We start from the raw sequence: 13,569 nt of genomic DNA on the forward strand, positions 1-13,569 counted from the left end.
GACTGGGAGGTCGGGGGAGCGCCGGACGAGGCACGGCCGAGCGGCGGATCGGCATAACATCATGTCATGAATGGCGACGCCGCGAGGGCCTCGGAGGTGACTCCGGGGTCCTCGACGCGTGTCGGGCACGTGTCGTGCAGAACGACAGGTCGTGACTCTGATCAACCCCTGTGGACCCGTCGGGCGTGGCCTGGTCGGCCGGATCGCCGTCATCACGGGGAGCTCCGAGAGGGATCTCGCAAAGCAGTCGGTGACGGCGCTGCTGCCGGAGAGCGCGCGAGTGAGCGGTCGGGCGGCTGTCGCCGGCCGCGAGGTCATCGGTCTGCCGGCCGCAGAGTTGCGGCGGCTACGCGGGCAGGAGGTCTCGATGGTCTTCCAGGAGCCGATGACTGCGCTGAACCCGATGCTCAAGGTCAGCGACCAGCTCATGGAGGTCGTGCAGGTCCACGGCATCGCCTATGCGCGATGCGTTGGAGCGTGCGATCGAGCTCATCGACCAGGGCGGGATCGACGACCCGCCGCCGGCGGATCAGGCAGCACCCGCACCAGTGCTCCGGCGGACAGCGCAAGCGCATCGTCATCGCGACGGCCATCGCGTGCGGTCCGGGATCCTGGACCTGCTGCGCGGGCTGAAGCATGAGCCGGACGCCGGCATCCTGCTGATCACCCACAACATGGGCGTCGTCGCCGACATAGCTGATCGGGTGGTGGCCATGCTCGACGGTGCGGTGGTCGAGTCGGGTGACGTCTCGCAGATCCTGCGCGAGCCGCAGCACCCCTGCACGCGACTCCAGCTCTCCGCGATGCCGAGACTCAGCGAGGGTGTGGCTGCGGAGCAGGCGCCGGACGAGGCGTCGACGCCTCGGCGTGCGCCGACACCGGGCGGGACGGAGGGCGGTCGCCGCGAGAGCCGGAGTCCGCGACGAGTCCGCCCCTACCCTCGAAGCCCGGGGCTGGAGCACAGCTTCCACCGGAAGCCCCCGGGTAGTCGAAGGGGTGGGCTTCAGCGTCGACTGCGGGGAGATCTTCGGCCTGGTCGGGGAGCCCGGATCGGGAAAGTCCACATCGACCAATACGATCCTGGGCTGCTCGACGTGGTCCCTCTGCCGGCCAGCGTTATCGACCGATACCCGGACGAGCCGACGTCGGCGCTGGACGTCTCGGTGCAGGCCTCAGTGCTGGAGATGTTCCGCGGGCTGCAGGAGCAATACTCCTTCGCATGCCTCTTCGTCTCCCACGACCTGGCCGTGGTCGATTCGCTGGCCCATCAGGTCCTGGTCATGCCGAAGCGACGGACGGTGGAGCAGGGGAGCACCGGTCACGTGCTCCGTCATGCGCGCCAGGACTACACGCGTCGACTGCTGGCCGCGGCCCCGGTGCCCGACCCGGCGGAGCAGACCCGGCGTCGTCAGGAGCGCCGGCGCATGCCGGCAGCGCACGGCGAGTCCGGGCCCTGATCGCCCCGCCTCACGCCCCGTCGCCGTGGATCCGCTCGGCCTCGGCGCCGGCGTCGTGCAGCGCGGCGAGCACCCGGCGCACGGCGAGGCGTTCGGCCCGGTCGGGGCGCATGATCGCGCTGATGTGCCGCCGGGCGTCGACGTCGGCCAGCGGTCGCAGCATCGTCGTCGCAGTCATCGGCGAGGTGAACCGCGGCAGCAGCGCCAGCCCCGAGCCGTCGGCGACCAGCGCCTCCATCAGGCGGTTGTCCCGCAGCCGCTGCAGGATCTGCAGCTCGGCACCGGCGGCGCGGGCGATCTCCTGCAGGACGGTGTCGAAGGGGTAGTCGCGCGGCACCCCGTACCAGGGATATGCCGCGGCCTGCGCGGCGGTGACCGTCTCGGCGGCGGCCAGCGGATGATCCGCGGCGACGGCGACGTCGATCGGCTCCCGCGCCAGCGGCACCACGGTCAGCCCCTCGGTGCCCGCCGGGCGCGGGCCGCTGAGGCTGTGGGCGACGACGACGTCGTGGTCGAGGGTCAGCTCGGCGAACTGGGCCTCGGCGATGTCGGCGTCGTGGCAGACCACCTCGATGCCCTCGGCCTGTGCCGCGTGCAACGTCCGGGGCAGCAGGACCGCCGCCGCGCTGGGCAGCATCGCCAGCCCCACCGTCCCGGTCGGATGCGCGCGGAAGGCGTCCCAGCGCGCCTCGGCGGCGGCGATCGCCGTGCCGACCTCCGCGCCGGCCTCGGCCAGCACCCGGCCGGCGTCGGTCAGCCGCAGTCCGCGGCCCTGGTGCTCGACCAGCGCCATCCCGGCCTCCCGTTGGGCGGCCTTGAGCTGCTGGGAGACCGCCGAGGCGGTGCGATGCGTGGCCTCGGCGACGGCGGTGATGCTGCCGCGGTCGGCCAGCTCGCGGAGCAGGTCCAGATGGCGCACGTCCATGAAGGCAGGCTACAGCGACGATGCAGGAGAATTCGATAGTGCTTCATCGGTCGGGGTGAGCAGACTGGAGCCATGCCGATCCGCCACCGCCTCCTCGCCCTGCTGGTCGCGGTCCTCTGGGGCCTGAACTTCCTGGCCATCGACACCTCGCTGGGTCATTTCCCGCCGTTCTTCCTGGTCGCGCTGCGTTTCACCCTGCTGGCGATCCCGACTCTGCTGCTCGTCCCGCGCCCGGACGTGCCCTGGCGCTGGCTCATCGGCTACGGCCTCGGCTTCGGCACCTTCCAGTTCCTCTTCCTCTACGCCGGCATGGCCGCCGGGCTGCCGGCCGGAATCGCCTCACTGGTGCTGCAGGCCTCGGCCCCGGCGACGCTGGTGCTCGGGGCGGTGCTGCTGCGCGAGCGCGTCCGCGGCGTGCAGATCGTCGGCATCGTCGTCGCCGTCGTCGGGCTGATCGTCGTCGGGATCCAGCGCGCCGAGCTCAGCGGTGCGCTGCCCTTCCTGCTCGTCGTCGCCGGTGCGCTGAGCTGGTCGGTGGGCAACCTCTGCAACCGGAAGGCGGCCGCCGCTGAACCGATGCGCTTCGCGATGTGGATGTCGATCGTGCCGCCGCTGCCGATGCTGCTGCTCTCGCTGTTCGTCGAAGGACCGGAGACGATCCTCGACTCGCTGGCCGCGGCGGCGACGCCCGAGGCCGTGCCGGCGCTGCTCGGGCTGCTCTACACCATGGTGCTGGGCACAGTCGTCGCCTCCGGGATCTGGAACAGGCTGATGGCCCGACATCCGGCCGGAGTGGTCTCGCCGTTCTCGATGCTGGTCCCGGTGGTCGGGATGAGCGCGGCCTGGATCGTGCTGGGGGAGCGGGTCACCGTGCCGGAGCTGCTGGGCGGGGCGTTGGTGGTCGGCGGCGTGCTCCTGGGCAGCCGCCGGAGTCTGCCGATGCCGGGCCGGCGACGGCCGGCCCGCGCGCATCCGACCGCTGTGAGTCCGGCCGATGCGGCGACGACGGGAGGCGCGGTCAGTCCGGAACCGGTGCCTGGCCCCACGGCAGCAGCCGGGTCGACGGAGCCGGATCGTCCCTCAGCCGCCCGTAGGTGACGACGTCGACGCGCTCGCCGTCGACCAGGAACTTGCCGCGCTCCAGCCCCTCCCGGACGAATCCGGCCGCGCGGGCGACGACGCCGGAGGCCGGGTTGTCCGCCCGATGGCCCAGCTCCAGCCGCTCCAGGCCGGTCACCGGCCGGTCGCCGTCGAGCGCCGGCGTCGCCGGCGGCGGGAGCGTCTCGTCGACCGGAGTCGAGAGCGCGTGGTGCGCCGTCGTCGCCGCGGCGGCGGAGGCTAGTCCGCGGCCGCGGTGCTCCGGGCGGACCCAGTAGAACAGCCAGCCGCGCCGGTCCTCGGCAGTGATGCGCAGTCCGACGACGCCGACCGCCTCGCCGTCGACGTCGATCGCCGCGGCATGCCGGCCGCGGGAGGCGTCGGTCACGTGCAGCACGTACGCCCGCGCGGACTCGAGGCCGTCGACGTCGCCCTGCCGGGCCATCTGCGGATCGGCGGCGAAGGCCTGCCGGACCGCTTCGGCATCGGGGAGGCGCAGCGGCCGCAGGCCGGCTCCGTCGAACGGGTCGGGCGTCCTGCGGCGGGATGTGGGGTCGGAGGCGGGATCCGCGGGCATGGGGCCACTGTATCCGGCGGGGCGCCGGGCACTCCGGCGCCGGGGCCCGGTCGACGTCCCGCTGCTGACCGACGTGCCCGTCGTCGACGCGTTCGCCACCGGTCCGCCCGGTCCGAGACCTCGTGCACCGCTCCGCCTCGTCGAGTTTTCGGGACCTCCTCCAACTGGACCGTGCCTATGAAACAGGACGGGGCGGATCGGCGCCCCCGTCCAGTTGGACGGGGAGAACTGGTCCACCGGCCGGACGCTCCGATCACCCGCCCGCAGCCTCTGCACGCCGCCCGGTACGGCGCTGGCCCGGCGGACCAGTAGACTGGGACATGCTGATGCCCGCACCGCCGCGGGGCGACGTCGTCGTCCCGGTCCGTCGTGCTGGCCGAACACCCCTTTCTGGAAGGTACGCACTCCACCATGACCATCACCGCCGCCCGCGCCCACCTCGGCTCTGACGAGCGCCGGGATCTGCGCAACGTCGCGATCGTCGCCCACGTCGACCACGGCAAGACCACCCTCGTCGACGCCATGCTCTCCCAGACGAAGGCGGTCGGAGGCCACGGCGACGTCGAGGACCGCGTCATGGACTCCGGCGAGCTGGAGAAGGAGCGCGGCATCACGATTCTGGCCAAGAACACCACCGTGTTCTACTCCGGGCCGCATGCCCAGGAGGACGCCGGGGTCGACAAGGTCACCATCAACGTCATCGACACCCCCGGCCACGCCGACTTCGGCGGCGAGGTCGAGCGCGGCCTGTCCATGGTCGACGGCGTGGTCCTCCTCGTCGACGCTTCGGAGGGCCCGCTGCCGCAGACTCGATTCGTGCTGCGCAAGGCGCTCGCCGCCCAGCTGCCGGTGCTGCTGGTGGTGAACAAGACCGACCGGCCCGACGCGCGCATCTCCGGCGTCGTCTCCGACTCTCAGGACCTGCTGCTGGGCCTGGCCTCGGACATCGCCGAGGAGGACTCGAGCATCGACCTGGACACGGTGCTGGACGTGCCGGTCGTCTACGCCTCCGGCAAGGCCGGCCGCGCCTCGCTCGAGCAGCCCGAGGACGGCGGCCTGCCGCAGAGCGAGGACCTCGAGCCGCTGTTCTCGGCGATCCTGCGCCACGTCCCGGCCCCGCGCTACGACGCCGAGCAGATCCTGCAGGCCCACGTCACCAACCTCGACGCCTCGCCCTTCCTGGGGCGGCTGGCGCTGCTGCGCGTCTTCAACGGCACGCTGCGCAAGAACCAGCTGGTCTCCTGGGTCCGCAAGGACGGCTCCCACAAGACCGTCAAGATCACCGAGCTGCTCATCACCGAGGGACTCGAGCGCGTCCCCGCCGAGGAGGCCGGACCGGGCGACATCGTCGCCGTCGCCGGCATCCCGGACATCATGATCGGCGAGACGCTCACCGATCCGGAGAACCCGCAGGCGCTGCCGGACATCGTCGTCGACGACCCGGCGATCTCGATGACCGTCGGCATCAACACCTCGCCGATGGCCGGCCGGGTCAAGGGCGCGAAGGTCACCGCCCGGCAGGTCAAGGACCGCCTGGAGAAGGAGCTCATCGGCAACGTCTCTTTGAAGGTCCTGGACACCGACCGTCCCGACACCTGGGAGGTCCAGGGACGCGGCGAGCTCGCGCTGGCGGTGCTCATCGAGCAGATGCGCCGCGAGGGCTTCGAGCTGACCATCGGCAAGCCCAAGGTCCTCACCCGGGAGATCGACGGGGTGATGCAGGAGCCGATGGAGCACATGATCATCGACGCCCCCGAGGAGTACATGGGTGCGATCACCCAGCTGCTGGCCGGGCGCAAGGGCATCATGGAGACGATGAGCAACACCGGCACCGGCTGGATCCGCATGGAGTTCCGCGTGCCCGCCCGCGGCCTGATCGCCTTCCGCACCAAGTTCCTCACCGAGACCCGAGGCGCGGGCATCGCCTCCTCCTACGCCGACGGCTTCGAGCCGTGGAAGGGCGACATCGAGTACCGCATCTCCGGCTCGCTGGTGTCCGACCGCGCCGGCACGGCCACTCCGTTCGCGATGATCAACATCCAGGAGCGCGGCACCTTCTTCATCGACCCGACGGACGAGGTCTACGAGGGCATGGTCGTCGGCGAGAACTCGCGCAACGAGGACATGGAGATCAACGTCACCAAGGAGAAGAAGCTCACCAACATGCGCTCCGCGGGCTCGGACAGCTTCGAGGGGCTGACTCCGCCGGCGAAGCTCACGCTGGAGGAGTCGCTGGAGTTCGCCAACGAGGACGAGTGCGTGGAGGTCACCCCGGAGGCGGTGCGCATCCGCAAGGTGGTCCTTGACTCCTCCGAGCGCAGCAAGCAGTCCCGGAAGAAGAAGAGCACGTCCCAGTGACGACGACGGCGCGTCCGCGCCGCGGCTTCCGCCCGGTGCTGATGGGTCTGACCGTCGGCATCGGCGCGGTGCTCGGCGTGCTGGGCACCGCCCTGCACGCCGGGATCTGGGTCATCGGCGAGACGCAGGGCGGCCTGGTGATCCCCTGGGGTGCGGCCCTGGCCCTGCTGATCTGCCTGCTGGCCCAGCTGTGGATCGGCCTGCGCGCGGACTCCGTCGTGGAGTCGACGACGATGGGGGCGGTGACCTTCTCGCTGGTCACAGTCACCATGGTCTGGCCCGGGGCCGATCAGTTGGCCGTGCCCTACAGCGCCGAGGCGATGGAGGCCCTGCCGGGCCCGACGATCGCCTCGCTGGTCTGGTGGTTCGGCTCGGCGGGGATCACCTTGGTCAGCATGCTGGCGGTGCGCTGGCTGATCGCCCGCGAGCCGCTGCCCGCCGAATGGCCGGAGGCCGGCTCCGATGCCCGCGCCGGCGTCGGCGCCGGGTCCGGCGAGTCTGTGACGCGACCATGACCCCCGGTCAGGACATCGAGGCCGGTGCTCGGTAGACTGGGGGCACCGGCCGTCCGAGGACGTCGCCCCCGTCGCGCTCGACGCCGGGCCGGTCGGAGAGCACCCCGAGAAGCACAGCTGGTCGCCTCGCCCACGACCGGCCGATCCCGTGTCGCCGTCGGCGGCTGAGGAGAGACAGAGGAGTCCATGACTTACATCATCGCCCTTCCCTGTGTGGACCTGAAGGACAAGGCCTGCATCGAGGAATGCCCGGTGGACTGCATCTATGAGGGCGAGCGCTCGCTCTACATCCATCCCGACGAGTGCGTCGACTGCGGCGCCTGCGAGCCGGTGTGCCCGGTGGAGGCCATCTACTACGAGGACGACGTCCCGGACGAGTGGCAGGAGTACTACCGCGCCAACGTCGAGTTCTTCGACGACGTCGGCTCGCCGGGCGGCGCCGCGAAGGTCGGGATGATCGAGAAGGACCACGAGGTCATCACCGCGCTGCCGCCGCAGGAACACTGAGGACGGCCGGCGCGCGCATGCTGACCCTCCCCGAATACCCGTGGGACGCCATGGTCCCGTATCGCGAGCAGGCCCGACGGCATCCCGACGGCGTCGTGGACCTGTCCATCGGCACGCCGGTGGACCCCACGCCGCCGGTGGTCCGCGAGGCGCTGGCGGCCGCCGCCGACGCTCCCGGCTATCCGACCACGCACGGCCGCCGCGAGCTCCGCGAGGCGGTCGCGGGCTGGTTCGGCCGACGGCGCGGCGTCGCCGACCTCGACCCGGAGGCGGTGATGCCGACGATCGGCTCCAAGGAGCTGGTCGCCTGGCTGCCGACGCTGCTGGGCCTCGGCGCCGGCGACGTCGTGCTGCGTCCGCAGGTGGCGTATCCGACCTATGACATCGGCGCGCAGATCGCCGGGGCCGAGGTGGTCGCCGCCGAGGATCCGACGACGTTGGACGAGGAGACGCTGGCACGGGTGAAGCTGATCTGGGTCAACTCGCCGTCGAACCCCACCGGGGAGGTGAAGACCGCCGAGCAGCTGCGCGCGATCGTCGAGCTGGCCCGGCGCCTCGGCGCCGTCGTCGCCTCCGACGAGTGCTACGCGGAGCTGCCCTGGACCGTCGACGAGGTCCCCTCGATCCTGGACCCGCGGGTCTGCGGGGGAGACCATCGCGGACTGCTGGCGGTCTACTCGGCGTCGAAGCAGTCGAACCTCGCCGGTTACCGGGCGGCGTTCGTCGCCGGCTGCGGGGAGCTGATCGCCGGACTGATCAACACCCGCAAGCATGCCGGGATGATCATGCCGGCCCCGGTGCAGGAGGCGCTGCGCGTCGCACTGACCGACGACGACCATGTCGCCGCCCAGCGGGAGATCTATCGTCGACGTCGGGAGAAGCTGCTCGGTGCGGTGGAGTCGCGGGGGCTGCAGGTGACCGGCTCGCAGGCCGGGCTCTACCTGTGGTGCGCCGACGGTTCCTCGGACACCTGGGAGATCGTCTCCTCGCTGGCCGACGAGGGGATCGTCGTCGGCCCCGGAGTCTTCTACGGCGATCATGGAGCCGGGCACGTCCGGGTGGCGCTCACCGCCGCCGACGAGCGCGTCGACGCCGCCGTCGACCGCTTGGGCTGACCGGCCCGCGGCAGCCCCGCGGGGCGGGCGCGCGGCGCCTCGATCCCCGCTGTGCCGGGCCGGGCCAGAGCGTCCGGTGCGGCAGACCATCACCGACCATCGATGCTGTGCACGAACTGGCCCACGAGGTGACGACCAGGTAGGTTAGCTGTGTCGCCAGATGAGTGTGCCCGACAAGGAGACCGCATGACAGAGCAGTCACCAGCTCGTCTGATCCACGACGATCAGAACCTCGAGCTTCCGGTGAAAGCCGCCGTGGAGGGGAACGACGGCTATGAGATCGCCCCGCTGCGCGGCACGACCGGCAACGTCACCTATGACCCCGGTTTCATGAACACCGCGAACACCACCTCCGCGATCACCTATATCGACGGTGACGCGGGGATCCTGCGGTACCGCGGCTATCCGATCGAGCAGCTGGCCGAGCACTCGAACTTCCTCGAGGTCTCCTACCTGCTCATCCACGGCGAGCTCCCCACCGCCGACCAGCTGAGCGCCTTCGACAACGTCACCCGTCGGCACACGCTGCTGCACGAGGAGCTGAAGGACTTCTTCGGCGGCTTCCCGCGGGACGCCCACCCGATGCCGGTGCTCTCCTCCGCTGTCTCGGCGCTGTCGACCTATTACCCGGACTCGCTCGACCCCTACGACGCCGAGCACGTCGAGCGCTCCACCTACCGGCTGCTGGCGAAGGTCCCGACCATCGCCTCCTACGCCTACAAGAAGTCCATCGGCCAGCCGATGCTCTACCCGGACAACAACCTCACGCTGGTGGAGAACTTCCTCCGCGGCTGCTTCGGCGTGCCGGCCGAGCCCTACGAGCTGGACCCGGACCTGGTGAAGGCCCTGGACACGCTGCTGATCCTGCACGCCGACCACGAGCAGAACTGCTCGACGTCGACGGTGCGGCTGGTCGGCTCGGCCCAGGCGAACATGTTCGCCTCCATCTCCGCCGGCGTCAACGCGCTCTACGGTCCCGCGCACGGCGGCGCCAACGAGGCGGTGCTGAAGATGCTGCGGCAGATCCAGGGCGGAGACGTCACCCCGGAGGCCTTCATGGAGAAGGTCAAGAACAAGGAGGACGGCGTCCGCCTGATGGGCTTCGGCCACCGGGTATACAAGAACTACGACCCGCGCGCCCGCGTGGTGAAGGGCATCGCCGACGACGTGCTGGCCAAGCTCGGCGGCGACGACGAGCTCTTCGAGATCGCCCAGCGGCTGGAGCAGAAGGCGCTGGAGGACGACTACTTCATCGAGCGGAAGCTCTACCCGAACGTGGACTTCTACACTGGGCTGATCTACAAGGCCATGGGCTTCCCGGAGAAGATGTTCACCGTGCTCTTCGCCCTGGGCCGGCTGCCCGGCTGGATCGCCCAGTGGCGGGAGATGATCCAGGACCCGTCGACGAAGATCGGGCGTCCGCGCCAGATCTACACCGGCGCGACCGAGCGGAACTACCGGGGGGTCTGAGGGCCGCTGAGCTCGATCCCCCGCGACGCCCCTGTCGGATCCGTCCGGCAGGGGCGTCGTCGTGCCGGCCGGAGGCGGGGCGGCGAGCAGCGGGGGAGAGTCGGGGACCAGCGGGGCCGGTGGGCTCAGTCCGGCGGAGCGAACCCGATCCGCACTGTGCGCGGCGCGGCGTCCTCGTCGGTGTCGTCCTCGGTGTCCTGCCCGGCGTCGTCGAGACGCTCCCACCGGCCGGTCTCGCGCCGCCACTCGTAGCCGGCGGCCTGCACCGACCACACGCCGTGGACGTCGGCGGTGGCCACCGCCCACTGGCCGACCAGCCAGGCGGGGTCGACCGCCGGCCGCTCCTCGGCCGCAGGGATCTCCACGACCAGCCGCGTCGCGCCGTCGGCGCCCTCCTCATGGCGGATGACCTGCTCCTCCGAGTCGTCACGGCCGTCGCCGTGCGGGAGGTCGAGGACGCGACCGAGGACTGCGGACATCTGCGCGTCCATGCCCTCAGGATCGGCGGCCGGGACGTCCTGCCGGCTGAACTCGCAGGTGACGCCCAGCGGCTGGCGGCCGGCCAACGGCGGCGCGAAGGCGCGGGCGGGATCGACCTGCTCGTCGTAGACGCTGGGGTCCAGCGGGCGGTCCAGGACTGCGGCGGCCTCCTGGACGTCCAGCTGCGGCGTCCAGGAGCGCTTCTCGCGATCACGGGCCTCGACGAGGGAGTCGTAGAACCCGGACACCGGGGCGAGGACCTGCACTTCCTGCTCCCGATCGGTCCAGTCGGGGCCCTCGTCGCGGAAGAGGGCCCGCGCCGGACGATCCTCGCCGCCCGGCGAGACGCGCAGCTCGGACTCCTTCAGCGAGATCGCCAGCGCGTCGACGGCGGCCTCGACGGGCAGTCCGCGGTCGGCCGACATCGCCGCGATGAGTGCGGCGTGCGCCGCCTGCTCGGGGTCCAGGTGGTGCTCCTGGTCGCCGAGGGGCACAGTGCAGCCGGGGTCGAGCAGGTACTCCTGCTCGTCGATGTAGCGCCAGGCGCCGTATCCGGTGCCGCCGACGAGCACGACCATCACCGCCAGCACCGCGATGGTCCGCCGGCGGCGACGCCGGCGGACCATGTCGCGGGTGGCGACGATGGGACGCGAGGAGCGGCTCATGCGGCGGCGGCCCGGCTCAGTTCTTGTGCAGCGCGGTGTTGAGCTCGACCTTCTCGCCCATGCGCGGCACCGCCTGCACCTGACCGGTCGTGGAGTCCCGGCGGAAGAGCAGGTTGGACACGCCGGAGAGCGCGGAGGCCTTGACCGTCTCGCGCACTGTGCGGTCGTCGGCCAGGACGGCGACCTTGGTGCCGGCGGTGATGTACAGCCCCGCCTCGACGACCGAGTCGTCGCCGATGGAGATCCCCACGCCGGCGTTGGCGCCGAGCAGCACCCGCTCGCCGAGGGTGATCTTCTCCTTGCCGCCGCCGGAGAGGGTGCCCATGATCGAGGCGCCGCCGCCGACGTCGGTGCCGTCGCCGACGACGACCCCGGCCGAGATCCGGCCCTCGACCATCGAGGTGCCCAGGGTGCCGGCGTTGAAGTTCACGAAGCCCTCGTGCATCACCGTGGTGCCCTCGGCGAGGTGGGCGCCGAGCCGCACCCGGTCCGCGTCGCCGATGCGCACTCCCGTCGGGGTGACGTAGTCGACCAGCCGGGGGAACTTGTCGATGCTGTGGACGGTGACGTGCCCGCGGCGACGCAGCTTCAGCCGCGTGGTCTCGAAGCCCTCGACCGCGCAGGGGCCGAAGTTCGTCCAGACCACGTTGGTCAGGTGGGCGAAGATGCCCTCCAGGTTGATGGTGCGCGGCTGCACCAGCCGGTGGGAGAGCAGGTGCAGGCGCAGCCAGACGTCGGAGGTCGAGCCCGCCTCGGCGCCCAGGTCGGCCTCGACCGAGACGACCTGGGTGGACACCCCGCGGTCGGGGTCCTCGGACTCGGCCTCGCGCAGCGAGGCGAGCAGCTCGGAGTCGTCGTTCTCGACCAGCGGCGCCAGCACCGGGGCCGGGAACCAGGTGTCGAGCACGGTGCCGTCGGCGGTGACGGTGGCCAGGCCGTGGCCGGAGGCGAGGCGGGCGGAGGCGTCTGCGGAGGTGTCCAGCGAAGTCATGGTCACCATCCTACGGATTAGAGTGGGCGCATGTCCGAGCGCCATGACTCCAGCCCGTCCGTGTCCGCAGAATCCCTCGGAACCGCCGATGCCGCCGCTGCCGCGGGTCGCGGAACCAGGCCCGGCGGCTCGCCGACGGTGATCGACCCGGAGGTCGACGTCGTCGAGCTCACCGAGCGGATCATCGCCTGCGCCTCGGTCTCCGGCGAGGAGACCCCGCTGGCCGACGCCGTCGAGGCCGCGCTGGCCGGGATGGAGGTGCTCGACCTCCACCGCGACGGCGACACGCTGATCGCCCGCACCGACACCGGCGCGGCCGAGCGCGTGGTGCTGGCCGGGCATCTGGACACCGTGCCGCTGCCGAGCGGCGCCGGCTCCCGCGGCACGGTGCCGCCGCAGTGGGAGGGCGAGACGCTCTACGGCCGCGGCGCCGTCGACATGAAGGGCGGAGTCGCGGTGCAGCTGAAGCTCGCCGCCGAGATCGCCGCGCAGGTACGCGGACTGGCCGCGGGAGCCTCGCTGGACCGGGAGGTGACCTGGGTCTTCTACGACCATGAGGAGGTCGCCTCGCACCTGTCCGGGCTGGGACGGGTGATGCGTCGGGTCCCGGAGCTGCTCACCGGCGACTTCGCCGTGCTGCTGGAGCCCACCGACGGCGTCGTCGAGGGCGGCTGCAACGGCACCTGCCGCATCCGGGCGACGATCCGCGGCACCGCCGCCCATTCGGGCCGCTCCTGGATGGGGCGCAACGCCATCCATCGCGCCGCCGCGGTGCTGACCGCGCTGGAGGCGTACCAGCCGCGCGCCGTCGAGGTCGACGGGCTGGTGTACCGCGAGGGGATGAACGCCGTGGACATCTCCGGAGGTGTCGCCGGCAACGTGATCCCCGACGTCTGCACGATCGAGATCAACCACCGCTTCGCTCCGGACACCACCGAGGAGCAGGCCCACGAACGGATCCGCGCGCTGCTGCGCGAGGCCGGGGTCCCCGACGAGCAGACCGAGGTCACCGACACCTCGGCCGCCGCCCGGCCGGGGCTGGACCATCCGGTGGCGCGGGCCTTCGTCGAGGCCGTCGGCGGCGAGCCGAAGCCGAAGTACGGCTGGACCGACGTCGCGCGCTTCTCCGCGCTGGGCGTGCCGGCGGTGAACTTCGGCCCCGGCGACCCGCTGCTGTGCCACACCGACGACGAGCACGTCTCCGCGGCGGCGCTGCGCGCCTGCCACGCGGCGCTGAGCCGCTGGCTGGGCTGATCCGGCCGGCCGGGATATCCTCCTGGTGTGAGACGGATTACGGTTCGGTCACCAGGTCATCGCCGCTTGTCTGCGGATGACCCTGCGGCCCTAGTCTGGCCGGACCGGACCGGCGGCGACCCCGCCCCGATCCGTGACGACGCGTCACATCGCACCA

The 13,569-nt window shown here is 71.5% G+C and carries 12 protein-coding genes and 2 pseudogenes; 9 read left to right on the top strand and 5 right to left on the bottom strand.

All coding sequences use genetic code 11. From position 1 onward, the window contains the following. Window positions 1–425: 425 nt before the first annotated feature. Window positions 426–776, bottom strand: a complete 351-nt coding sequence (locus tag GCL72_RS09855) for a hypothetical protein (protein WP_170289554.1) — start codon at window positions 774–776, stop codon at window positions 426–428. Here GCL72_RS09855 and GCL72_RS09965 point away from each other — a divergent pair. Further along, window positions 759–809: pseudogene (locus tag GCL72_RS09965) on the top strand (hypothetical protein); the annotation flags it as partial. The gene GCL72_RS09855 and the pseudogene GCL72_RS09965 sit on opposite strands and share 18 nt — an antisense overlap. Before the next feature lie 276 nt (window positions 810–1,085). After that, window positions 1,086–1,457, top strand: a pseudogene (locus GCL72_RS09860) (glutathione ABC transporter ATP-binding protein); the annotation flags it as partial. 10 nt (window positions 1,458–1,467) lie between these two features. On the opposite strand, the gene GCL72_RS04430 reads toward GCL72_RS09860, so the two are convergent. Then, complete coding sequence (locus GCL72_RS04430) at window positions 1,468–2,382, bottom strand: LysR family transcriptional regulator (RefSeq protein WP_153143516.1); 915 nt, start codon at window positions 2,380–2,382, stop codon at window positions 1,468–1,470. A gap of 72 nt (window positions 2,383–2,454) precedes the next feature. Here GCL72_RS04430 and GCL72_RS04435 point away from each other — a divergent pair, with 72 nt between their 5' ends. Continuing rightward, complete coding sequence (locus GCL72_RS04435) at window positions 2,455–3,480, top strand: EamA family transporter (protein ID WP_153143517.1); 1,026 nt, start codon at window positions 2,455–2,457, stop codon at window positions 3,478–3,480. On the opposite strand, the gene GCL72_RS04440 is transcribed toward GCL72_RS04435, so the two are convergent. Then, a complete protein-coding gene (locus GCL72_RS04440) occupies window positions 3,401–4,057 on the bottom strand; it encodes a GNAT family N-acetyltransferase (protein ID WP_153143518.1) in 657 nt (218 codons plus the stop codon). The genes GCL72_RS04435 and GCL72_RS04440 overlap by 80 nt on opposite strands. A gap of 411 nt (window positions 4,058–4,468) precedes the next feature. On the opposite strand from GCL72_RS04440, the gene typA reads away from it, so the two are divergent. From typA to GCL72_RS04465, 5 genes are all read left to right on the top strand, one after another. Further along, complete coding sequence (gene typA / locus GCL72_RS04445) at window positions 4,469–6,415, top strand: translational GTPase TypA (RefSeq protein WP_153143519.1); 1,947 nt, start codon at window positions 4,469–4,471, stop codon at window positions 6,413–6,415. Continuing rightward, a complete protein-coding gene (locus GCL72_RS04450; RefSeq protein ID WP_153143520.1) occupies window positions 6,412–6,930 on the top strand; it encodes a hypothetical protein in 519 nt (172 codons plus the stop codon). Before typA ends, GCL72_RS04450 begins: the two co-directional genes overlap by 4 nt. Before the next feature lie 186 nt (window positions 6,931–7,116). Further along, window positions 7,117–7,437 carry a ferredoxin gene (gene fdxA / locus GCL72_RS04455; RefSeq protein ID WP_010523683.1) on the top strand — a complete coding sequence of 107 codons (321 nt, stop codon included), beginning with the start codon at window positions 7,117–7,119 and terminating at the stop codon, window positions 7,435–7,437. 17 nt (window positions 7,438–7,454) lie between these two features. Further along, window positions 7,455–8,552: a succinyldiaminopimelate transaminase gene (gene dapC / locus GCL72_RS04460; RefSeq protein WP_153143521.1), complete on the top strand. Its 1,098-nt coding sequence runs from the start codon at window positions 7,455–7,457 to the stop codon at window positions 8,550–8,552. A 186-nt stretch (window positions 8,553–8,738) separates the two neighbouring features. Further along, window positions 8,739–10,022, top strand: a complete 1,284-nt coding sequence (locus GCL72_RS04465; protein ID WP_153143522.1) for a citrate synthase — start codon at window positions 8,739–8,741, stop codon at window positions 10,020–10,022. 125 nt (window positions 10,023–10,147) lie between these two features. On the opposite strand, the gene GCL72_RS04470 is transcribed toward GCL72_RS04465, so the two are convergent. Next, window positions 10,148–11,167, bottom strand: coding sequence for a hypothetical protein (locus GCL72_RS04470; RefSeq protein ID WP_153143523.1), 1,020 nt, complete (start codon window positions 11,165–11,167; stop codon window positions 10,148–10,150). Window positions 11,168–11,183: 16 nt separating this feature from the next. Then, a complete protein-coding gene (gene dapD / locus GCL72_RS04475; protein ID WP_153143524.1) occupies window positions 11,184–12,158 on the bottom strand; it encodes a 2,3,4,5-tetrahydropyridine-2,6-dicarboxylate N-succinyltransferase in 975 nt (324 codons plus the stop codon). A gap of 30 nt (window positions 12,159–12,188) precedes the next feature. Here dapD and dapE point away from each other — a divergent pair, with 30 nt between their 5' ends. Further along, on the top strand, window positions 12,189–13,412 hold the full coding sequence (gene dapE, locus GCL72_RS04480; protein ID WP_246161012.1) for a succinyl-diaminopimelate desuccinylase: 1,224 nt from the start codon (window positions 12,189–12,191) through the stop codon (window positions 13,410–13,412). Window positions 13,413–13,569: the final 157 nt, after the last annotated feature.

Origin of the sequence: Nesterenkonia halophila, from assembly GCF_009467795.1 — a bacterium.
GTDB classification, from domain to species: domain Bacteria; phylum Actinomycetota; class Actinomycetes; order Actinomycetales; family Micrococcaceae; genus Nesterenkonia; species Nesterenkonia halobia.

Bases quoted from the DNA above. Each gene is read 5' to 3' on its own strand.
- dapD (WP_153143524.1), bottom strand. From the start codon at position 12,158: ATGACTTCGCTGGACACCTCCGCAGACGCCTCCGCCCGCCTCGCCTCC.
- GCL72_RS04435 (WP_153143517.1), top strand. From the start codon at position 2,455: ATGCCGATCCGCCACCGCCTCCTCGCCCTGCTGGTCGCGGTCCTCTGG.
- GCL72_RS04440 (WP_153143518.1), bottom strand. From the start codon at position 4,057: ATGCCCGCGGATCCCGCCTCCGACCCCACATCCCGCCGCAGGACGCCC.
- fdxA (WP_010523683.1), top strand. From the start codon at position 7,117: ATGACTTACATCATCGCCCTTCCCTGTGTGGACCTGAAGGACAAGGCC.
- GCL72_RS04430 (WP_153143516.1), bottom strand. From the start codon at position 2,382: ATGGACGTGCGCCATCTGGACCTGCTCCGCGAGCTGGCCGACCGCGGC.
- GCL72_RS04470 (WP_153143523.1), bottom strand. From the start codon at position 11,167: ATGAGCCGCTCCTCGCGTCCCATCGTCGCCACCCGCGACATGGTCCGC.
- dapE (WP_246161012.1), top strand. From the start codon at position 12,189: ATGTCCGAGCGCCATGACTCCAGCCCGTCCGTGTCCGCAGAATCCCTC.
- dapC (WP_153143521.1), top strand. From the start codon at position 7,455: ATGCTGACCCTCCCCGAATACCCGTGGGACGCCATGGTCCCGTATCGC.
- typA (WP_153143519.1), top strand. From the start codon at position 4,469: ATGACCATCACCGCCGCCCGCGCCCACCTCGGCTCTGACGAGCGCCGG.
- GCL72_RS04465 (WP_153143522.1), top strand. From the start codon at position 8,739: ATGACAGAGCAGTCACCAGCTCGTCTGATCCACGACGATCAGAACCTC.